The 19,510-nt window shown below is 64.2% G+C and carries 19 protein-coding genes and 1 pseudogene; 9 read left to right on the forward strand and 11 right to left on the reverse strand.

The genetic code is table 11. The annotated features are described in order from the left end of the window. Window positions 1-192: pseudogene (locus ABI582_RS26845) on the forward strand (serine/threonine protein phosphatase); the annotation flags it as partial. Between the two features lie 45 nt (window positions 193-237). On the opposite strand, the gene ABI582_RS26850 reads toward ABI582_RS26845, so the two are convergent. The 6 genes from ABI582_RS26850 to ABI582_RS26875 all read right to left on the reverse strand — a co-directional run bounded on the left by ABI582_RS26850 (window position 238) and on the right by ABI582_RS26875 (window position 6,588). Continuing rightward, window positions 238-2,628 (reverse strand): TonB-dependent siderophore receptor, encoded by a 2,391-nt coding sequence (locus ABI582_RS26850; protein WP_442120780.1) that lies wholly within the window; start codon window positions 2,626-2,628, stop codon window positions 238-240. A 200-nt stretch (window positions 2,629-2,828) separates the two neighbouring features. Then, a complete protein-coding gene (locus tag ABI582_RS26855; RefSeq protein WP_442120781.1) occupies window positions 2,829-3,809 on the reverse strand; it encodes a FecR family protein in 981 nt (326 codons plus the stop codon). Then, complete coding sequence (locus ABI582_RS26860; protein WP_442120782.1) at window positions 3,806-4,381, reverse strand: RNA polymerase sigma factor; 576 nt, start codon at window positions 4,379-4,381, stop codon at window positions 3,806-3,808. The genes ABI582_RS26855 and ABI582_RS26860 overlap by 4 nt, the downstream gene beginning before the upstream one ends. 4 nt (window positions 4,382-4,385) lie before the next feature. Then, window positions 4,386-4,712 (reverse strand): DUF3325 domain-containing protein, encoded by a 327-nt coding sequence (locus ABI582_RS26865; protein WP_442120783.1) that lies wholly within the window; start codon window positions 4,710-4,712, stop codon window positions 4,386-4,388. After that, complete coding sequence (locus tag ABI582_RS26870; protein WP_442120784.1) at window positions 4,712-6,286, reverse strand: PepSY-associated TM helix domain-containing protein; 1,575 nt, start codon at window positions 6,284-6,286, stop codon at window positions 4,712-4,714. Before ABI582_RS26870 ends, ABI582_RS26865 begins: the two co-directional genes overlap by 1 nt. Next, window positions 6,283-6,588: a DUF3649 domain-containing protein gene (locus ABI582_RS26875; RefSeq protein WP_442120785.1), complete on the reverse strand. Its 306-nt coding sequence runs from the start codon at window positions 6,586-6,588 to the stop codon at window positions 6,283-6,285. The genes ABI582_RS26870 and ABI582_RS26875 overlap by 4 nt, the downstream gene beginning before the upstream one ends. Before the next feature lie 132 nt (window positions 6,589-6,720). Between ABI582_RS26875 and ABI582_RS26880 the strand changes: the two genes are divergently transcribed. From ABI582_RS26880 to ABI582_RS26900, 5 genes are all read left to right on the forward strand, one after another. After that, on the forward strand, window positions 6,721-7,266 hold the full coding sequence (locus tag ABI582_RS26880) for a sigma-70 family RNA polymerase sigma factor (protein WP_442120786.1): 546 nt from the start codon (window positions 6,721-6,723) through the stop codon (window positions 7,264-7,266). Further along, entirely contained in the window at window positions 7,263-8,180 is a 918-nt protein-coding gene (locus tag ABI582_RS26885; RefSeq protein ID WP_442120787.1) for a FecR domain-containing protein, read from the forward strand. The genes ABI582_RS26880 and ABI582_RS26885 overlap by 4 nt, the downstream gene beginning before the upstream one ends. A 367-nt stretch (window positions 8,181-8,547) precedes the next feature. Next, on the forward strand, window positions 8,548-10,872 hold the full coding sequence (fecA, locus tag ABI582_RS26890) for a TonB-dependent Fe(3+) dicitrate receptor FecA (RefSeq protein WP_442120788.1): 2,325 nt from the start codon (window positions 8,548-8,550) through the stop codon (window positions 10,870-10,872). A gap of 281 nt (window positions 10,873-11,153) precedes the next feature. Then, window positions 11,154-11,501: an HPF/RaiA family ribosome-associated protein gene (locus ABI582_RS26895; protein ID WP_019473941.1), complete on the forward strand. Its 348-nt coding sequence runs from the start codon at window positions 11,154-11,156 to the stop codon at window positions 11,499-11,501. Between the two features lie 121 nt (window positions 11,502-11,622). Further along, window positions 11,623-11,913, forward strand: coding sequence for a DUF3509 domain-containing protein (locus ABI582_RS26900; protein ID WP_019473940.1), 291 nt, complete (start codon window positions 11,623-11,625; stop codon window positions 11,911-11,913). A gap of 3 nt (window positions 11,914-11,916) precedes the next feature. Here the strand turns inward: ABI582_RS26900 and ABI582_RS26905 are convergent, their stop codons facing one another. Beyond that, the gene (locus ABI582_RS26905) at window positions 11,917-12,387 is read right to left on the reverse strand and encodes a phosphate-starvation-inducible protein PsiE (protein ID WP_019473939.1); all 471 of its coding nucleotides are present in this window, start codon (window positions 12,385-12,387) and stop codon (window positions 11,917-11,919) included. A gap of 298 nt (window positions 12,388-12,685) precedes the next feature. Here ABI582_RS26905 and ABI582_RS26910 point away from each other — a divergent pair, with 298 nt between their 5' ends. Beyond that, a complete protein-coding gene (locus ABI582_RS26910) occupies window positions 12,686-12,949 on the forward strand; it encodes a YebG family protein (RefSeq protein ID WP_442120789.1) in 264 nt (87 codons plus the stop codon). 124 nt (window positions 12,950-13,073) lie between these two features. On the opposite strand, the gene ABI582_RS26915 is transcribed toward ABI582_RS26910, so the two are convergent. Next, a complete protein-coding gene (locus ABI582_RS26915; RefSeq protein ID WP_016497958.1) occupies window positions 13,074-14,093 on the reverse strand; it encodes a Leu/Phe/Val dehydrogenase in 1,020 nt (339 codons plus the stop codon). Between the two features lie 124 nt (window positions 14,094-14,217). On the opposite strand from ABI582_RS26915, the gene ABI582_RS26920 reads away from it, so the two are divergent. Then, window positions 14,218-15,024, forward strand: a complete 807-nt coding sequence (locus ABI582_RS26920) for a SirB1 family protein (RefSeq protein WP_442120790.1) — start codon at window positions 14,218-14,220, stop codon at window positions 15,022-15,024. Here ABI582_RS26920 and maiA read toward each other — a convergent pair. Genes maiA through hmgA form a run of 3 tightly spaced genes read right to left on the reverse strand, consistent with a single transcriptional unit; the run spans window position 15,018 to window position 18,260 of the window. Beyond that, window positions 15,018-15,650, reverse strand: coding sequence for a maleylacetoacetate isomerase (gene maiA, locus ABI582_RS26925; RefSeq protein ID WP_442120791.1), 633 nt, complete (start codon window positions 15,648-15,650; stop codon window positions 15,018-15,020). The two genes, ABI582_RS26920 and maiA, sit on opposite strands and share 7 nt — an antisense overlap. 12 nt (window positions 15,651-15,662) lie before the next feature. Next, window positions 15,663-16,955: a fumarylacetoacetase gene (gene fahA / locus ABI582_RS26930; protein ID WP_442120792.1), complete on the reverse strand. Its 1,293-nt coding sequence runs from the start codon at window positions 16,953-16,955 to the stop codon at window positions 15,663-15,665. Window positions 16,956-16,958: 3 nt separating this feature from the next. After that, window positions 16,959-18,260 carry a homogentisate 1,2-dioxygenase gene (gene hmgA / locus ABI582_RS26935; protein WP_442120793.1) on the reverse strand — a complete coding sequence of 434 codons (1,302 nt, stop codon included), beginning with the start codon at window positions 18,258-18,260 and terminating at the stop codon, window positions 16,959-16,961. Between the two features lie 174 nt (window positions 18,261-18,434). Here hmgA and ABI582_RS26940 point away from each other — a divergent pair, with 174 nt between their 5' ends. After that, complete coding sequence (locus ABI582_RS26940) at window positions 18,435-19,217, forward strand: IclR family transcriptional regulator (protein ID WP_442120794.1); 783 nt, start codon at window positions 18,435-18,437, stop codon at window positions 19,215-19,217. Window positions 19,218-19,510: the final 293 nt, after the last annotated feature.

The following is a 19,510-nucleotide window of genomic DNA, read 5'->3' on the forward strand; positions in this document are numbered from 1 at the left end:
CTTGTCGATCTGTGCGCCGAGCTGCCGTGCAAAGCTCAAGGCAGCGCCAACCTTTGTAGGAGCGGCCTTGTGTCGCGAAAGGGCGGCGCAGCAGCCCCGGCAATGTCTGCTGCGAAGCTGAAAAACCGGGGCCGCTTCGCGCCCCGTTCGCGGCACAAGGCCGCTCCTACAGGGATCATGGTTTCCTTGTAGGAGCGGCCTTGTGCCGCGAAAGGGCTGCAAAGCAGCCCCAAATACCTAGAATTCGAGGGTGCTGGACAGGCTCACCTGTCGCGCATCCCCAATCGCCACAAAGTACTGGTTCACCGCCGAGCTGTAGTAAACCTTGTCGAACAGGTTCTTTACGTTCAGCTGCAAACGCACATTGTGCTCATTAAGCTTGGTCTCGTAAGTGGCGAACGCATCGGCCACGGTGTACGACGGCAGGTCGAAGGTGTTGGTCGAATTGCCCGCCCGCTCACCCACGTAACGCGCGCCTGCACCTACACGCAGCTTGTCGCCACCGAACAGGCTGCCGAAGTCGTAAACAGCCGACAGCGAACCACTGTGTTTGGCAACGTTCTGCAAGCGGTTGCCCTCAAGGTCCGGGTCTTTTGTAACCTTGGCATCGGTATAGGCATAGCTGCCGATCAAGCTCCAGTGGTCGCTGAGCTGGCCGGTCAGATCAAGCTCCACACCTCTTGAATTGACCTCACCGGCAGTGCTGTAGACCGTCTCGCCAGTCCCGCTGTCGAAATTGGCAACCAGCACATTACGCTTGGTGATATCGAACAGCGCCAGCGTACCGGTCAGGCGACCGGGCATGTCCAGCTTGGCGCCCAACTCCCACGACTTGCCCTCCTCAGGTGCAACGGACGCGTCCAGCACCACACCGCCAGTCAGCGGCGCAATGCTGGAATTGGGCTTGAACGACTCGCTGTAACTGCCGTAGAACGACAGCTGTTCATCAACCTTGTAGACGATGCCGGCATGCGGCACCCAGGCCTGGCCGCTGTTGTCGGTATTGGCCGTGAACGGGCGGCCGCGGCCGGCGTACTGGTCGAACTGCTGGAAGCGTGCGCCGGCCACCAGGATCCAGTGGTCATCCAGGTGTAACGCGTCCTGCACGAACAGTGCATCGGTGCGCAGCTTGTCGGTCTGGTCGCTGTCGCTGGCACGCACCGTGCTGCCTTCCACTTCCTGGCCGTAGACCGGGTCCACATAGCTGAAAGTGGATTTGGCAGTCTGGCGAATCAGGTCGCCGCGATACACCTTGCGGTCTTCATGGTCGACGCCGAACAACAGGTCATTCTGCAGGCCGGCCAATTCCACATTACCGGCCAGGCTCAGGGTAGCGAACTGGTCACGGCTCATGGCGTTGTGGGTGCCGTCGATGCTGCGTATCAGCGTGCCTTTGGCTTCATTGACGCCGGTCACCCGTACCTGGCTTGCGTCGTAGGTCTCGCGGTTGAAGCTGTAGCCAAAGTGCAGCTTCCAGTCATCGGCCAGCTGATGGTCGACCTCCAGGCGATACAGGTCGGAGCGCCCTTCCATGTCGTTGAACGGCTCGTCCAGGCGGCGCGTGGCGGGGATGTTCAGCGGGTGGCCGTTGCTGCCGAACGCTGTGCCACGGTCGAAGGGGTAGAGAAACTCGCGGTGCTCGTAGGCCAGCACCACCTGGGTGTCTTCGCCCAGCCAGGCCAGCGACGGCGCCACCAGCGATTCGCGGTGCACGCCGTAATTACGCCAGTAGTCTTCGTCTTCATGGTCGACGATCAAGCGGTAGGCGAACTTGCTGTCGCCCAGCGCACCGGTACTGTCGAGCCCGCCGCCACTGCCATTCTTGCCGCTGCCGTAGGTCGAGCCGCGCACGGTCAGGGCGTTGTACTGCTGCAGTTGCGGCCGCTTGCTGACCACGTTGATCACCCCGCCCGGGTCCTGGATGCCGTACAGCAGCGAGGCCGGGCCCTTGAGCACTTCGACCCGCTCGGTGCTGGCGTTGAGGCTACGCCCCTGCACGATGGGCATGCCATCGCGCATGATCGAGCCGTCGCGGTTGTCGCCAAAGCCGCGCTTCATCACCGTGTCGGACGTGCCGCCAAAGTTGTTGCCCTGGGTAATGCCGCTGACGTTGGCCAGGGCATCGTCGAGGTTGCGCGGGGCCTGGTCGCGGATGACCTGGGCCGGTACCACGTTGATGGCCTGGGGGATGTCCTGGTTCGGGCCCTGCCCGCGCATGATCGAAGCGCTGGCCGGGGGCTGGTAGCTGTAGTCGTCCAGCTGCGAGATTACGTTGGTGGCCTGCAGGTTGAGGGCGCCTGAGGTGTCGGCGGGTTCGAGGGTCAGGGTGCGTGCGTCGACTCGCCGCCAAGCCAGCCCGGCGTTACCCAGCAGCTGTTGCAGCGCCTGCTCGGCGCTGAACCGGCCATTCAACGCCGGGGCCTGTACACCTGGCAGTTCGAGGGTGTAGACCACGCTCTGGCCGGTGGTGCGGCTGAAGGCGTTGAGGGCCTGGGCCAAGGGTTGGGCCGGCTGGGCGAAGGCATAGGCCTGCAACTGCTCGGCGGCACTTGCCAGAGGGGCGACAGCCAAGGCCGGCAGCGCAGCAAGGCCGAGCCAGAGAGGGACGCAACGCGGGGAGAACTTCATGGACGCTGACCTGTGAGAGGGTGACGGTTGCGAATGAATCGCACTTTCACTCATTACACGGATGCCACGTCCTGTTACCTCACCCGTTGATGAAATTATTTTTCCTGTGCCGGCCTCTTCGCAGCACAAGGCTGCTCCTACAGGTATTGCATGGCCCCTGTAGGAGCAGCCTTGTGCTGCGAAGAGGCCGGCACAGGCAGTTACCGAACCAGGGTCAAACGCCCCAGCACGGTCTGCCGCGAAAAACCCATCACCTTGCCCAGCGAATCCAGCGCCAGCAGCGGCTCGGCCACCGGGAAGCTGCCGCTGACCTTGCGCTGCCCCAGCTCGCCATCCAGCAACAGGATGCGCCCCGGGTAATAGCGCCCAAGGTCTTCGACCACCTGCGCCAGCGGCACCTGGTAATAGTTCAGCCACCCCTGGCGCCAGGCAAGGCGGTTTTCACTGTCCACCGCCAGGGTGTCGCCTACCCTGCCTGCGCTGTAGGCCACCTGCTGGTTGGCCGTCAGCTCACGCGCCAGAGTGCCTTGCGCAGGGCTCACGCCCACACGCCCGCTGCGCACCGTCACCTGGGCGCCGTCGCCTTGCTCACGCACCTCGAACTGGGTGCCGAGCACCCGCACTTCGCCACCGCCCGCTTCGACCAGGAACGGCTCGCCGGTATGCGTGACCTCGAAGAACGCTGCGCCATGCAGCAACCGCACACGGCGCTCTCCCTGGGCAAAATCGACCGCAATGGCGCTGCCGGCATCAAGCGTCACCTGCGACTGGTCGGCCAAAGTCACCTGGCGAATCTGCCCGGCACTGCTGTAGTCAGCCTGCAGGTCCTGCAACCAGTACCCCGGGTGCCAGCCCCCGGCAACGCCCACGGCCAGCACCAGGCAGGCCGCCATCGCCAGTGCTGCCACTTGCCGCCACGGGCCGCGGGTCGGCGGCTTGGCCATGGCATCGAGGTAGCGTTGCAGGGCATCCTGTTCTTCGTCCGCCAGGCGCGCCGCCGGGGCGGCGCTTTTCTGCCACAGCGCCTGGGCCTGTTGATAGGCGTCACGGTGCACGGGGTCGGCCAGCAACCAGCGCTTGAACGCAGCCCCTTCGGCTTGCGCGGGCTGCTCATTGATGCGGCTGAGCCATTGCAAGGCGGCCTGGGACTGCGCCTCAGTGATCGGGGGCAAACGGCTCATCGACGGGCACTCCCTGGCCGGCGTGGGGTGGACGCGGGCTCGGCAACACTCGCCTTGCACGCTTCAAGGGCGCGCATCATATGCTTTTCCACGGCGCTCTGGGACAGCTGCATGGCCTTGGCAATTTCGCCGTACTTGCAGCCGTGGATGCGGTTGAGCAGAAAGATCTGCCGGGTGCGCTCGGGCAAGGCGCGCAAGGCGGCTTCGATGCGTTGCAAATCGTGGTCGACCTCCAGCGCCTGCTCCGGCGCCTGAGCCGTGGCTGCTTCGTCCATGGGCAAAGCGGCTTCTGCCACGCGTTCGCGGCTGCCTTCACTGCGCAGGTGGTCGATGGCCAGGTTGCCGGCACAGCGCAACAGGTAGGTGTCCAGCGCCTCGACCTTGACCTCGGGGCGGCGCCAGAAGCGCAGGAACAGTTCCTGCACCAGGTCTGAAGCCGTGGCGCGGCAGCCAACGCGCCGGCTGACCAGCGCCTCCATGCGCGCCCGTTGGGCCAGGAACACCTGGACGAAACGTGCACGCCCGCCACTGCTGTCGGCGTCGGGCTGGCTGATATCCCCCTGCTCGCTCACCGGTTCACACGGCAAACAGGGCCAGCAACGGCCCCAGCACCACGCTGGCGGCGGCCAGGCCCAGCAGCAGGCGCGGTTGGTAGGGCAGGCCAAACACCCACACGGTTACCCCGGCCATCATCACGGCCGTCCACTCCACCAGGCCATGGGCCCAGCCACGCAGGTGCACGCTAAGCACCAGCGATAGCATCAGCATCAGCCAACCAGCGACACGCAACAGCCGCAACTGCCCGGGGCGCGGCTTGCGCCCAAGCAAATCGCTGAAGTGCTTTTCCATGGCCAGGCACAGGGCGACAAAACCTGCGAATGCAATCAGTGCGTTACCCAGCATCAGCTCACCTGCGCCGTTTCAGTGCCCGTGTTTTTTGCCGCGCGTGGTCGCTTGGCTACCGGTTTGGGGCTGCGCAACATCTTGCCGGCCAGCCAGGCCAGGAACAGGCCAGTACCCAGGGCCGTCAGGTCGAAGCCGGCCATGGCCCAGTCACCCGCCTGCAACGAATGGTTCAAACCCCGGTCGGTGCTCAAGCCATTGAGCAGCGGCAGCAGGGCAAAGGCCAGCGCCCCCAGCGCCAGTTGCTCGCCCCACGCACGGCGCCCGCTGCGCAGCACGGCATGCACCAGTGACAAGCCCCAGGCGATGAAGAAGGTATTGACCTCCCAGTCGGCGCGGCCCTCAATGCCCACCGGGATCAGGCGGTTGGCCCAGAAGAAGCCCGCCACCGCCAGCAGCAGGCCGCTCATGCTGGCGATATTGAGCACCTCGACCAGGCGCAACTCACCCGGCATGTGCGCGCTCTTGGCATGCTTGAGCTGGCGCTTGCCCAACCACATCACCAGCCCGGTGCCGATCACCGCAGTGCCGGCGACGCCAAAGAAGAAATACAGCCAGCGCAGCCAGGGCCCGGCGAAATTGCCCATGTGCAGCCCGGCAAAACTGAAGGCAGTCATCATCGCCCCGCTCTCTGGCTTGCCCTGGCTCAACAGCGCACCACTGGCGCCGTCGAACGTCCAGTTGGCACTGCGCCGATAAGCCACGTGGTCGGCAGCCGACTGAGTGAAGGTGACGCGGGCATTGCTGTCGCCCGGGTTCTGCACCTGGACGAAGCCGATACGCGCGCCCGGTTGCAGTTCCTGGACCTTGGCGTACAGGGTTGGCAGCGCAACCAGCGGCGTGGCCACCTGGGCCGCTTTGGGCGCATCGTCGCGGCCGAACAGGTCGTTGAAGTACTTGCCGGTGTCATTGCCATAGCTGGCCATGATGCCCGCCGGCATCACCATGTACATGAACAGCACCAGGCTGCTGTAACTGATCATCAGGTGGAAGGGCAGCACCAGCACGCCGATGGCGTTGTGCCCGTCCAGCCAGGAGCGCTGGCCCTTGCCGGGGCGGAAGGTGAAGAACTCCTTGAAGATCTTCTTGTGGGTGATGATGCCGGTAACCAGCCCCAACAGCATGATGAAGGCGCAGAACGTCGACAGCCAGCGGCCAAACGGGTACGGCATCTGCAGCTGGAAGTGGAAACGGTAGAAGAACTCGCCACCCCGGCTGTCGCGAGCTTCCACCGGCTGGCCGGTCTGCGTGTCGAGGGTTTTGTTGACGAAGCCACGCGGCCCGCCGTTGGGGTCGCGATAGCCCACGCTCAGGGCCGCCTCACGCTCGTTGGGCATGTCGATGAACCAGGAGGCGGAATGCCCGGCATTGTCCTGCAGGTATTGCTGGGCCTTGTCCAGGCTGAGGGCTGGGTCCAGCGCATGACTGCGCACCTCGGGCTGCGCCCAGTGGGTGATTTCATCCTTGAAGTACGACAGCGTGCCGGTGAGGAAGATGGCAAACAACAGCCAGCCAAAGATCAGGCCGGTCCAGGTGTGCAGCCAGGCCATCGCCTGACGGAAGCCTTCTTTCATGGGTTTTTCATCCAGTAGGCAACGCCGCTGATCATGCCCAGCAACAGGCTCGGCGCCAACACGCCCAGCCAGGCACGCCAGGCGCTGCGACAGGCGAAGCACCAGATGAATGCCAGCAGGTAGAAGACGAACGACAACAGCAGGCCGGTCAGCGTGGCATCGACCTTAGGCAGGGGCGCCACCAGGGCAATGCAGACGCTGGCCATGGACGCCAGCAGGTAGCCGCCCAACAGCGCGGCCAGGCTGCGTGAGGCAACGGCCAGCCGATAGCTGAGCGAGAGGCCGGCGGTTTTGCGCATCATGGCGAAGGTCCGGGCGTTTTTCGGGGCTGCAATAATAATGATTTCAATTCTCATAGGCAAAGAGTTAGCGATGTGTTGCCTGTCCTGCCCAGTCGCCGGTGGAGATTGCCGAGCATTCTGCCCTGCAATACAATGCGAACAATTCTTACTACCAGTTGCGCTGCACGGCGCCGGAGTATCACGGTGCACAGCGCGCTCACATCCACGGTCGAAGGCCTCTACCACGCTCATCACAACTGGCTCACTGGCTGGTTGCGCCGCCGCCTGGGCTGCCCGCAAAGTGCCGCCGACCTGGCCCAGGACACCTACCTGCGCCTGTTGCAGGCCCGCGAGACGCCACAGTTGGTCGAGCCGCGTGCGTTCCTTGCAACGGTAGCCAAGCGCGTGCTGTGCAACCACTTTCGCCGCCAGGAACTGGAGCGTGCCTACCTGCAAGCACTGGCGCAGGTGCCTGAAGAAGTAGCACCGTGCGAGGAGCAGAAGGCGATCATCCTGGAGACCCTGCTGGAGCTGGACCGCCTGCTGGACGGTTTGCCGTCACTGGTCAAACGCGCCTTCCTGCTGGCCCAGGTCGATGGCCTTGGCCAGGGTGAAATTGCGCGTGAACTGGGCATCTCGCTGGCCACGGTCAAGCGCTATCTGACCAAGGCGGCCATGCGCTGCTACTTCGCCCTGTGAAAGCCTCGTTTTCTCCACAAGTGGCGGAGCAAGCCGTGCACTGGTTGATCGAGTCCCAAGGCGATGATTTTGGCCAGGCGCAGCGGTTGGCGCTGGAACACTGGCTGCGGGCCGACCAAGAGCACCAGCGCGCCTGGGCCCATATCCAGCAGGTAAACCAGCGCCTGCATGGGGTGCCCTCGCCGGTGGTGCACGCGACATTGCAAGCCCCCCACTCGCCCGCCCGGCGGCGCGCGCTCAAGGCATTGCTGCTGGTGGGGGTGGCCAGTGCCACCGGCCTGGGACTGCAACAGCACAACCCGATGCCCGGCCTGATGGCCGACTACCGCAGCCCGGTGGGGCAGCGCCGGCGGATGGGCCTGGAAGATGGCAGCGTGCTGCAACTTAACACCCGCAGTGCCGCCGACGTGCGCTTCGACGGGCAACAGCGCCGGGTACAGCTGTTTGAAGGTGAACTGGCGCTGCAGGTGGCCAACGATGCCCGGCCTTTGCTTCTGAGGACCGGCGAAGGGGCGCTGCGCCTGCACAGCGGCCGCCTCAACGTGCGCCAGTTCGCTGGCTACAGCCTGGTGTCTGTATTCGAGGGTGTGGCCAGCGCTGCGGGGCAACCGTTACTGGCTGGGCAGCAGGCACGCTTTACGGGCGGCTGGCAGTTAGTCTCGGCGCTCGATCGCAATGTGGGCGCCTGGGTCGACGGCATGCTGGTGGCCTCGCAGATGCGCCTGGCGGATTTCCTGGCAGAGCTCGGGCGCTATCGCCACGGGCAACTGGGGTGCAGCGAACGGGTCGCCGACTTGCGCATTTCCGGGTCGTATCCGCTGGATGACAGTGAGCGCATCCTGCACATGCTGGAGGTAGCACTGCCGGTTCGGGTGCGGCGGTTCACACGGTACTGGGTGACGGTTACCGGGTGATCGCCTTGGTTTTTGTGGTGAGGCGTAAAACGAGCGCCGCCCGCGCGGCGCATCGCGAGCTGCGCTCGCTCCTACGTTTGTTTCGGGCCAATCATGCCGTGGGAATTGTGCGCGAACGCCCTGGTGCATGCCGCGATATCGCGTCGTTTCACCAAGGCGGTCGCGCGCTCCTGTCACAGGCGTGACTGGCCCGAAACAAACGTAGGAGCGAGCGCAGCTCGCGATGCGCCGCGCGGGCGGCGCTCGATCTCACAGGCGACAAAAATGCAATGGCGAAAACACCCGCAAAAAAAATCCAAATCAAGTGAGCCATTTTCCCAACCTCGCGTGACAGACATGGCAAACCCCCTCTTTCAGGACCCGACCCATGCCGTTGCGCCCCAGCCCCCTCCTCCACGCCCTGCTGCTCACCACCACGCTCGGCCTGGCCATGCCCGTCGCCCATGCCGAAACCCGCAGCTACCATATCGCCGCCGGCTCGCTTGAAGACGCTCTCAACCAGTTTGGCCGCGAAAGCGGTGCGTTGATTTCGTTCGGCTCGCAACTGACCCAGGGTATCAGCACCCAGGGGCTGGACGGCCAGTACGATGTGCGCCAGGGCCTCGACGCGCTGCTGCGCGGCAGCGGCCTGCAGGTGCGGCAGGAAACCGACAACGCCTTCAGCCTGCAGCCAATCGCCAGCCCCGCCGCCGGCGCCCCGCTCGAGCTCGGCGCGTCCACCGTTGTCGGCGACTGGCTGGCAGAAGCGCAGCAGGACAATGTGTTCGAGCACCCAGGCGCCCGCGACGTGATACGCCGTGAAGAGTTCGAGCGCAGCGGCGCTACCACCGCCCGCGAAGTGCTCAACCGCATCCCCGGGGTCAACGCCCCCGACAACAACGGAACCGGCAGCCACGACCTGGCGCTCAACTTCGGCATTCGCGGCCTCAACCCGCGCCTGGCATCGCGCTCGACCGTGCTGATGGATGGCATCCCGGTGCCGTTCGCCCCGTATGGCCAGCCGCAGCTGTCGCTGGCCCCGCTGAGCATGGGCAACATGGACGCCGTGGATGTGGTGCGTGGTGGCGGCGCAGTGCGCTACGGCCCGCAGAACGTCGGCGGCATCGTCAACTTCGTCACCCGGGCGATCCCCGAGCAGGCCACCTTCAAGGCCGCCATGCAAAACCAGATCAGCCCCTCCTCCAGCCACGACGGCTTCAAGAACAGCGCCAACCTGCTGGTCGGCGGCACCAATGCCAACGGCCTGGGCGGCGCCCTGCTGTATTCCGGCACCCGTGGTGGCGACTGGCGCGAACACAGCGACACGCAGATCGACGACCTGATCCTCAAGGGCAAGCTGCAGCTGGACGAAGCCAACAGCCTGCACGCCATGGCCCAGTACTACGAGGGCGAGGCCGACATGCCTGGCGGCCTGAGCACCGCCGATTTCGCTGCAGACCCGTACCAGTCCACGCGCCTGAAGGACAAGTTCTGGGGCCGCCGCACCCTGTTCAACTTCGGTTACGACTACAAGCAGGACGACCGCCAGTTCAGCGTCAACAGCTTCTTCACCAAGACCCTGCGCAGCGGCTACCTGGACCAGGGCAGCTTCGTTTCGCTGTCGCCCCGCGAGTACTGGGTGCGCGGTATCGAAACCCGCTTCTCGCAGGGCCTGGCGCTGGGCGATAGCTGGCACGAACTGGGCATTGGCTACCGCTACGTCAACGAAGCCGGCCACGAACTGCGCTTTCGCGAGCCGGTGAACGGCAACCTGCCGACCACTGCCAGCCGCAACGACCGCGACACCCGTGGCAGCACCGAAGCCCACGCCATCTACCTGGATGACCGCATCGACATCGGCCGCTGGACCATCACCCCGGGCGTGCGTTACGAGATGATCGACTCCGAGCAGAGCAACAAGCTCAACGGTCAGCGCTACCAGGGCAGCTACAACACCGCGCTGCCAGCGCTCAACGTGATGTACCACCTGACCGACAGCTGGAACCTGTACGCCAACACCGAAGGCTCGTTCGGCAGCGTGCAGTACAGCCAGATGCCCAACCGCGTCAGCAGCGGCGAGGTCAAACCGGAGAAGGCACGCACCTGGGAAGTCGGCACCCGCTACGACAACGGCGACCTGCAGGCCGAGATTGGCGCGTTCCTGATCAACTTCGACAACCAGTACGAAAGCAACCAGACCAACGACTCGGTAATCGCCCGCGGCGAAACCCGTCACCAGGGTATCGAAACCAGCGTCCGCTATGCACTGGACGGCCTGAGCCCGGCCCTGGCCGGCTTCGATGTGCACGCCAGCTATGCGTTCGTTGACGCCACCATCCGCGAGGACGGGCCGAACAAAGGTAACCAGGTACCGTTCTCGTCGCGGCACAAGGGCAACCTGGGCGTGGGCTACACCGATGGCCCTTGGCAGCTGAACCTGGACGGCAGCTTCCAGAGCAGCCAGTACGCCGACAACGCCAACACCGGCACCGAAAGCGCCGATGGCAGCACTGGGCGCATTCCGGGTTACATGCTGGTCAGCACCCGTGCCGGCTACGATTTTGGCCCGCAGCTATCGAACCTGAAAGTGGCGGTTGGGGTGAAGAACCTGTTCAACCGCGAGTACTACACGCGCTCCTACGATGACAACAACAAGGGCAAGTACGCGGGTGAGCCGCGAACGCTGTATGTGCAGACGTCAGTGGAGTTCTGACGGCCATGCAGCCCTGCCCTCTGTAGGAGCAGCCTTGCGCTGCGAAGAGGCCGGCACAGACAAAACATCTGTTGAAGGCATGCCGGCCCTTTCGCAGCACAAGGCTGCTCCTACAGAACCCCGCCAGGCATCGATGGATTTGCAACAAGAAATTTATTTTCAAAAAGGGCTTGAATTCGGTCCGCGGTTGCCTGACCTTAGAGTCAAGAGGCGCAGAAATTCCAAGGGTCTCAAGGGCCTAGGCGCGTCTCCATGCGAGCAAGCTGAATAAGGATTGAATCATGCAAATCCAGGTCAACAGCAGCAACCATTTCGAAAGCAACGCCCGTCTCGATCAGTGGGTCCGCAGTACCCTGCAGAGCTCTCTGGAACGTTACGAAGAAGACCTCACCCGCATCGAGGTTCACCTGCGCGACGAGAACGGCGCCAAGCCCGGACCGCATGACAAACGCTGCCAGATGGAGGCTCGCCCCAAAGGCCACCAACCGATTTCCGTGACCCACACTGCCACTTCGGTAGATCAGGCAGTCGACGGCGCCGCCACCAAGCTCAACCACGCGCTGGAACACTTCTACGGCAAGCTGCGCAGCAAGCGCGGCGCCCTGGAACTGAGCGATCCAGAAGCCTGATTGGCTTAGCAAAACGCCCGGCCTTGAGCCGGGCGTTTTCGTTTGTGCCGATCAATGGCGGTGAACCAACGTGCGAAGTTCTCGGTCAACTCCTGCACTCATTCACCGCAGAAGCAACACCATGAACAACCCATTCGAACGAATCAGTGCTGCATTCGCCCCCGAATACCGGGTCAACCTGAGCATCGCCAACCTCGACGGCAGCATCATGCTGACCCTCTCGGACGACGCCGGCGTGGTCGCCAAGCGCCTCATCACCCAGGCCCAGCGCAACGACCCGGTGCGCCTGCAACGGGTGATCGACAGCATCCGCCTGGGCCTTGCCATCGAACTCAGCCAGAACCCCATGCAGGTGCTGGCCGCGCTCACCCGTGACGCCCGTCACGAGCCGCGCCATTTCGTTGCCAACTGAGGGCTACTTGCCCTCCTCCACTTGCTTGCCGTTGGCATCCAGCACCTTGGTCGAGGGGTAGCGGTACGAGGCGTAGCGCACCACCAGGATCGAGAACGCCAGCAACAGGATGCCCCCGCACAGGTACAGCAGCCCTTCGTCCGGTGCCTTGTGGTGCGAGACATCGCCGATCAGCAGGCGGGTCAGCGCGGTGATGGCCACGTACAACAGGAAGCGGATCGGCATGTGGTTGGTCTTGAAGTAGATGCCGACCATCGCCCCCAGCTCCAGGTAGATGAACAGCAGCAGGATGTCATCGACGCTGATCCCGCCCTTGCCCAGCATTTCCAGGAACGTCGCCACCGCCGCGTAGGCGGTGATCGCGCCAATGCCGAACAACGCCAGGTAATGGAACGCCTCGACGCACAGGTTGCCCAGCGAGTCGGCCGAGCCGTGCAGGCCCTTGCGCAGTTTTTCTGCCCATTTGATGTTCACGATGTTCCATTCCCCGATACGACTTTAAGGATGATGCGTCACCCGTGTGACGCTTGTGCCATGCAGTTAAAGGGCCAGGCCCCTGTCTTGGAAGGCGACCGATTGCCGCAAGGCACTTTGGGCATCGCAAGTAGACAGGTCGCCTGGGCCGGCCCTTTCGCGGGTGAACCCGCTCCCACAGGTACTGCTTCCCTTGGCAACGCTACAATTTCTGCTTGCGAACCAACCAACATTGCCATTACTGTATATAGATACAGTAAGCCGCAACACAACCAGCAAAAAGGCATAGAGGTGATGAATGGCCGTCGAAGTGGTGTACCGCAGCAGCCGCGACCCGGAGCACTTGTTTATGGATAAGGCCGAAGCAGACCGTCACGACAAGATGCTCGAACTGGCCGAGCGCCTCGCTGAAGTGCTGCACAAAGCGGTGCCGTCGCTGACCGAGCAGCAGGTCGATGAAGCCGGTATCTACATGGCCAAGAACCGCGATGTGTTCGCCCGGGCGTTCAAGAGCCAGCCGGATGCGTTGGCCGAACTGCTGGAAGGTGGCGCAACCGAGTAACATCGGCGCCGCCTGCTTCGCGGGTAAACCCGCTCCCACAGGATCTTCGCTGCCTTCAAGATTAGCGCCGTACCTGTGGGAGCGGGTTCACCCGCGAAGAGGCCAGCAAAGCCAGTATCAACTTTCAGCCATACAGCAACCGCTCCGCCAGCATCTGCGCCACCCGCGCCGGCGAACGCTTTTCCGCCTGCGCATGGCCAAACACTTCGGTCAGCCGTGAAGGAATGCGCGCCAGGTGCGCGGTAATGGTGCCCAGGTCCTCGCCACGGTGGGTCAGCGCCACGTAGATAAGCCCACCGGCATTGATCACGTAGTCTGGCGCATACAGTATTCCGCGTGACTCCAACTGGTCTGCCACCTGCAAGGTAGTCAGCTGGTTGTTGGCCGCCCCCGCCACTGCCGCACAGCGCAGCTGCATCACGCTCTGACCGTTCAGCACCGGCCCCACGCCGCAGGGTGCGAAGATGTCGCAAGGGGTGCTGATCAACGCATCGTTGGTTACAGGTTTTGCATCGAACTGCTCCATCGCCAAGCGCACACGCCCTGGGTCCAGGTCGCTGACCAGCAGCTCCGCGCCCACCGCATGCAGTTGCTCGGCCAGCGCATAACCGACATTGCCCAGCCCCTGTACCGCTACTCGCAGGCCTCTGAGGTCATCGCTGCCCAGCCGGAACGAGGTGGTGGCGCGGATGCCGGCGAACACCCCCATCGCCGCATGTGGCGAGGGGTCACCGGAGGCCGTGGTGCTGGTCACATGGGGGGTACTCTGGGCGATGCAGTCCATGTCCAGGGTCGAGGTGCCGCTGTCCACGGCGATGATGAAGCGCCCATGCAAGGTATCGATGAAGCGGCCAAACGCCTCGAACAGCGCGGCGCGGTTCTCCACATGCGGGTTGCGCATGATCACCGCCTTGCCCCCACCCAGCGGCAAGCCCGCCAGCGCCGCCTTGTAGCTCATGCCTTGGGCCAGGCGAATGGCGTCGGTCATGGCGCTTTCGTCATCGGCGTAAGGCAGGTAGCGGCAACCGCCCATGGCTGGGCCCAGCTGTTCGCTGTGGATCGCCACAACCGCTTTCAGGCCCGTCGCCGGGTCGTTGAACAGGTGCAGTGACTGAGTACGGGTGCTTTGCATCAGTGCGAACATCGACAGGCTCCCCCACGAGGTGCTCCTTCCAGTATAGGCACGGCCCCGAAGCTGGCGTGGCTGCCGGACCACTGGACGAAACCGCCCGCCACAGCTAATACTCAAGCGTGTGTGGAGATCCCCCATGAAGCCACGTCAAGCCTGCCTGGCCTGCCTGGAACGCGAGCCTGTCGCCCTGCTGGAAGCCGCATTGTGGATGGCCGCCGAGCACGACCGCAGCGTCGAGCCCGCGGCCAGCCTTGCCATGCTGCATGACCTGCAGCGTGAGATCAGCGCCAACCTGCCGATGCTGCCGGTGTGCGAACTGGCCCAGCCGCTGCTGCGCCAACTCAACGCCCTGGGCTTTCAGCAGGATGAATACCACCCCCTGCGCCCACAGGCCGCGATGATGGACAAGGTGCTGCAACGCCGCCGTGGCCAACCGTTGACCCTGGCGATCCTTGCCCTGGAGCTGGCCCGGCGCCTGTCCATCCCGCTGGAGGGCGTGGGCTTCCCTGGCCATTTCCTGCTGCGGGTGCCGGGTGCCGACCACCTGCTCGACCCCTGTGGTGGCCGGCGCCTGTACCCCAATGATTGCCGTGAGCTGCTGGCGCGCCAGTTCGGCCCGCACGTTGCCCTGACGGCAGAGCACCTGCGCAGTGCCAGCCCGCTGCAGATGCTGCAACGCCTGTCCCGCAACCTGCGCCAATTGCACATCAGCAACGACAACCACCTGGCGGCCTTGATCGATGCCGAGCGGATCATGCAGCTGGGCCCGGTTCAAGTCAGCGACTACGTGACCCGCGCCTCGCTGTACCAGCACCTGGACTGCCCACAGGCCGAGCGCTTCGACCTGGAGCATGCGTTACTGCTCACGGAAGACCCGATCCAGCGCCTGAAGCTGTCCGAGCGGATCGGCAAGCTTCCGACGGCGAACCGTTCGCTTCACTGAGCCGGGCTGTCCGGCTGCTGGGCAGGGTGGGCCTTGGCGAATGCCGGGTGCCCGGCCGCCAGTGCGGCAACCCGAAGGATGCGCGGGTAGCTGTCGAGGTCGATGTTGAAGCGCTCGGCGGCATACAGCTGCGGGATCAGGTACACATCCGCCAGCCCCGGTTGGTCACCGAAACAAAAGCCCTCATCACCAATCAGTTGCTCCACCGCCGCCAACCCCTGGCTGATCCAGTGGCCGATCCACTGGTTGACCTGGCCTTCGTCCTGGCCGGCCTGGCGCAACCGGTTGAGCACGCTGACGTTGTGCAGCGGATGAATGTCGCAGCCGATGATTGCCGCCACGCCACGTACCTTGGCACGCGCTTCGGCAGTGGCCGGTAGCAGTGCAGGCTGTGGATAAACCTCTTCCAGGTACTCGATGATCGCTGGCGACTGCACCAGCAATTCCCCGCCGTCGGTGCGCAAGGCCGGCACGCGGCCCTGCGGGTTGATGGCGAGATAGTCCGCACCGCGCTGCTCGCCCTGTAGCAGGTTGACCGGCAGGGACTGGTAAGCCAGCCCCTTCAGTGCCAGGGCAATGCGCACCCGGTAGGACGAGGTGGAACGGTAATAGGTGTACAGCTCCATGCCCCTGCCTCCTCAGTTGGCCGCGATGACCGTGCCACGGCATTCGCCGAAGCCGATGCTGGCCACGCCATCACGCGTGCAACGGGCACGCAGGATGATCTCGTCGCCGTCTTCGAGGAACTTGCGCACCTCGCCGCTGGCCAGTTCAACCGGCAGCTTGCCGCCTTCGGTGATCTCCAGCAGGCTGCCATGCGAACCCGGCGTGGCGCCCGACAATGTGCCCGAACCGAACAGGTCGCCCGGCTGCAGTTGGCAACCGTTGACGCTGTGGTGCGCCACCAGCTGCGCCACGGTCCAGTACATGCTGCGGGTGTTGCTCAGGGTCAGGCGGTGCGGGGCAGCGCCCTGCTCGCGCATGCGCTCGGTCAGCAGCAGCACTTCGAGTTCGATATCGAATGCACCGGCGGCCTGGTCGCGTTTGTCCAGCAGGTACGACAGCGGCTGCGGGTCGCCTTCCGGGCGTGCCGGCTGGGCGCAGCGGAAGGGTTCCAGCGCTTCGGCAGTGACCACCCAGGGCGAGATCGTGGTAATGAAGCTTTTGGACAGGAACGGCCCCAATGGCTGGTATTCCCAAGCCTGGATATCACGCGCCGACCAGTCGTTGAGCAGGCACAGGCCGGCTACGTGCTCGGCAGCATCGCCAATCGGGATCGCCTGGCCCATGTCATTGCCCTGGCCAATCCAGATACCCAGTTCCAGTTCGTAGTCCAGGCGTGCGCAAGGGCCGAAGCTTGGCTCGGTGTGCCCGGCCGGCAAGGTCTGGCCCTTTGGCCGGCGCACATCGGTGCCGGACGGGCGGATGGTCGAGGCGCGGCCGTGATAACCGATCGGCACGTACTTGTAGTTGGGCAGCAGCGGGTTGTCGGGGCGGAACAGTTTGCCCACGTTTTTTGCGTGCTCGATGCCCACATAGAAGTCGGTGTAGTCACCGATCTGCGCAGGTACATGCAACTGGCAGGCACTGGCCGGGTACAGCGCGGCTTGCAGCGCCGCCTGGTGTTCGCTGTGTTCGCCAAGCAGCACCTGCAAGCGCTCGCGCAGGGCGACACGGGCGCTGCGGCCCAGCGCGAAGAATTCGTTCAGTGCACCACCGCGGGTGGCTTCGACGGCGGCCTTGGCGGCGCCGTCGAACAGGCCGGCGGCCAGCACCGCCTCCAGGTCAAGGATCGCGTCGCCGATGGCCACGCCACAGCGCCTGGCTTCACCCGGCCGGCTGAAGATACCCAATGGCAGATTCTGCAGCGGGAAGTCGCTGTGCCCGTTGGCGTGCTCGACCCAGCTACGGGCATTGGCAGTGTGGTTCATCGGTTATCTCCGGTTCGGGTTGAAGGTGCTCGGCAAGGTGGCCCAGCAACTATCGTAGTCGGCCTGCAATTGCGGGCATTCAAGGGCCTGCTGGCTCGGGCGCAGCACTTGGCTGGTTTCGAACATGAAGGCCATGGTGTTATCGATCTTGTGCGGCGCCAGGTCGGCGGCAATGGCTTTTTCGCAGGTTTCGGCGTCGGGGCCGTGGGCGCTCATCACCCCGTGCAGCGAGGCACCACCGGGCAGGAAGCCCTCGGCCTTGGCATCGTAGGCACCGCTGATCAAGCCCATGAACTCGTTCATGAGGTTGCGGTGGAACCATGGCGGACGGAAGGTGTTCTCGGCCACCATCCAGCGCGGCGGGAAGATCACGAAGTCCATGTTGGCCAGGCCATGCACGCTGGTCGGCGAAGTCAGCACGGTGAAGATCGACGGGTCCGGGTGGTCGAAGCTGACGGTACCGATGGTGTTGAAACGGCGCAGGTCGTATTTGTAGGGCACGTTGCTGCCGTGCCAGGCGACCACATCCAGCGGAGAGTGCTGCAGTTCGCAGGCCCAGTGCTCGCCGAGGAACTTCTGCACCAGTTGCACCGGCCCTTCGGCCTCTTCGTAGTGCGCCACCGGGGTGAGGAAGTCGCGCGGGTTGGCCAGGCCGTTGCTGCCAATCGGGCCCAGTTCCGGAATACGCAGCGGTGCACCGTGGTTTTCGGCGATGTAGCCACGGGCCTGGCCGTCGAGCAGTTCGACACGGAACTTCATGCCGCGCGGAATCACCGCGATTTCCAGGGGGCCGACTTCCATTACACCCAGTTCGGTGGCAATGCGCAGGCGGCCCTGTTCCGGCACCAGCAGCAGTTCACCGTCGGCGTTGAAGAACACCCGCTCCATGGAACGGTTGGCGCAGTAGATGTAGATGCTCACGCCAGCCGGTTTCTGCGCCGGGGCGTTGGCCACCATGGGCAGCCAGCCTGCGATGAAATCGGTGGGCTCGGCAGGTATCGGCTGGGGGCTCCAGCGCAGGCGGTTGGGGTTGATGGCCCCCAGCGGCGCAGTCAGCGGCTGGCGCGCCAGCCGCTCGAAACGCGGGTGCAATGCAGACGGGCGAATGCGATACAGCCAGGTACGGCGCAGCTCGCTGCGGGCCATGGTGAACGCCGTGCCCGAGAGCAATTCGGCGTACAGCCCATAAGGCGCCTTCTGCGGCGAGTTCTGCCCGACCGGCAAGGCCCCCGGCAGCGCTTCGCTGGCAAACTCGTTGCCGAAGCCGCTGAGGTAGTGAAGGTCGGGTGATGTGTCGCGAGTCATCGATGCCTCCGGGCTCTGACCGAGCCGTTGCTGGCAGCTGGCTGCTGGCCCGATGCGGGGTGACAGCGCGTCTGCATTGTTTTTATCGTAATCAGATTACGAATAACGTAATTTGCTACGGGCATGGCGTCAAGCTATAAAGGCGCGACTCGAAGAATCCGGAAGCAGATGTCCATGACCAAAGCCAGCTCCTCCGCCGACAACGGCAAGCAGAAAGTCCGCTCGGCGGAGGTTGGCACAGACATCCTCAAAGCCCTTGCCGAACTCTCCCCCTCCACCTCGCTGTCACGCCTGTCGGAACATGTGCAGATGCCGGCGAGCAAGGTGCACCGCTACCTGCAGGCGCTGATTGCCAGCGGCTTTGCCGAGCAGGATGCGGCCACCAACCATTACGGCCTGGGCCGTGAGGCACTGCGGGTGGGGCTGGCGGCGCTGGGCAGCATCGATGTGCTGAAGATTGCCGCACTGCCGCTGTCGCAGCTGCGCGACGAACTGAACGAGAGCTGCTTCATTGCGGTGTGGGGCAACCAGGGCGCAACCGTGGTCAGCATCGAACCGGCGGTGCGTGCAGTTACCGTGGTCACGCAGATGGGCTCGGTGCTGCCGCTGCTCACCTCGTCCACCGGCCTGGTGTTCGCCGCCTACCTGCCGGAGCGCGAGACCGTGGAGTTGCGTGACCGGGAACTGGCTGCCCTGCAGCAGAATGCCGACGATTACCAGGCGGTATTGGCGGGCATTCGCGAACGCGGCCTGCACCATGTGCACGGGCTGCTGATGCCGGGCGTGGATGCGCTTTCGGCGCCCGTGTTCAATGCCATGGGGCAGGTTGCGGCGGTTATGACCGTGGTCGGGCCGACGTCGATCTTCCATGCCGACGAACATGGCCCTGCGGCGCAACGGCTGCTGGCGGCTGCGCGGGAAACCAGCTGGCGCATGGGCTATTCGCCCTCTGCCTGAGGCCTGCGGCACTATTGCCCGATACGTAAAGGTGAATGTCATAAGCCGCTATTTTTCCTACGGGATCAAGCGCTTATTCTTAACTCACTGGCCGGCATGAAGGGCTCTCCCCCCGCTTTTCATGCCTGCGAGGTTCACCGACGTAGATTTTGAAGCTCCTTGATCTGACGTCTCGATTGGCCGCTGCGGCTTGCAGCGGCCTTTTTTTTGCCCTGAACAACATGCGCTCTCGACTGGCTGACGCGGTCCCTGTGGGAGCGGCCTTGTGTCGCGATCGGGCTGCAAAGCAGCCC

Origin of the sequence: Pseudomonas sp. SAS7, assembly GCF_052112345.1 — a bacterium.
Lineage (GTDB): Bacteria > Pseudomonadota > Gammaproteobacteria > Pseudomonadales > Pseudomonadaceae > Aquipseudomonas > Aquipseudomonas putida_Q.

Coding starts and splice junctions, on each gene's coding strand:
- ABI582_RS26855 (WP_442120781.1), bottom strand. CDS start 3,809: ATGAGCCGTTTGCCCCCGATCACTGAGGCGCAGTCCCAGGCCGCCTTG.
- ABI582_RS26915 (WP_016497958.1), bottom strand. CDS start 14,093: ATGTTCGCACTGATGCAAAGCACCCGTACTCAGTCACTGCACCTGTTC.
- ABI582_RS26910 (WP_442120789.1), top strand. CDS start 12,686: ATGGCCGTCGAAGTGGTGTACCGCAGCAGCCGCGACCCGGAGCACTTG.
- ABI582_RS26880 (WP_442120786.1), top strand. CDS start 6,721: ATGCGAACAATTCTTACTACCAGTTGCGCTGCACGGCGCCGGAGTATC.
- maiA (WP_442120791.1), bottom strand. CDS start 15,650: ATGGAGCTGTACACCTATTACCGTTCCACCTCGTCCTACCGGGTGCGC.
- fahA (WP_442120792.1), bottom strand. CDS start 16,955: ATGAACCACACTGCCAATGCCCGTAGCTGGGTCGAGCACGCCAACGGG.
- fecA (WP_442120788.1), top strand. CDS start 8,548: ATGCCGTTGCGCCCCAGCCCCCTCCTCCACGCCCTGCTGCTCACCACC.
- hmgA (WP_442120793.1), bottom strand. CDS start 18,260: ATGACTCGCGACACATCACCCGACCTTCACTACCTCAGCGGCTTCGGC.
- ABI582_RS26940 (WP_442120794.1), top strand. CDS start 18,435: ATGACCAAAGCCAGCTCCTCCGCCGACAACGGCAAGCAGAAAGTCCGC.
- ABI582_RS26875 (WP_442120785.1), bottom strand. CDS start 6,588: ATGATGCGCAAAACCGCCGGCCTCTCGCTCAGCTATCGGCTGGCCGTT.
- ABI582_RS26900 (WP_019473940.1), top strand. CDS start 11,623: ATGAACAACCCATTCGAACGAATCAGTGCTGCATTCGCCCCCGAATAC.
- ABI582_RS26895 (WP_019473941.1), top strand. CDS start 11,154: ATGCAAATCCAGGTCAACAGCAGCAACCATTTCGAAAGCAACGCCCGT.
- ABI582_RS26870 (WP_442120784.1), bottom strand. CDS start 6,286: ATGAAAGAAGGCTTCCGTCAGGCGATGGCCTGGCTGCACACCTGGACC.
- ABI582_RS26850 (WP_442120780.1), bottom strand. CDS start 2,628: ATGAAGTTCTCCCCGCGTTGCGTCCCTCTCTGGCTCGGCCTTGCTGCG.
- ABI582_RS26920 (WP_442120790.1), top strand. CDS start 14,218: ATGAAGCCACGTCAAGCCTGCCTGGCCTGCCTGGAACGCGAGCCTGTC.
- ABI582_RS26865 (WP_442120783.1), bottom strand. CDS start 4,712: ATGCTGGGTAACGCACTGATTGCATTCGCAGGTTTTGTCGCCCTGTGC.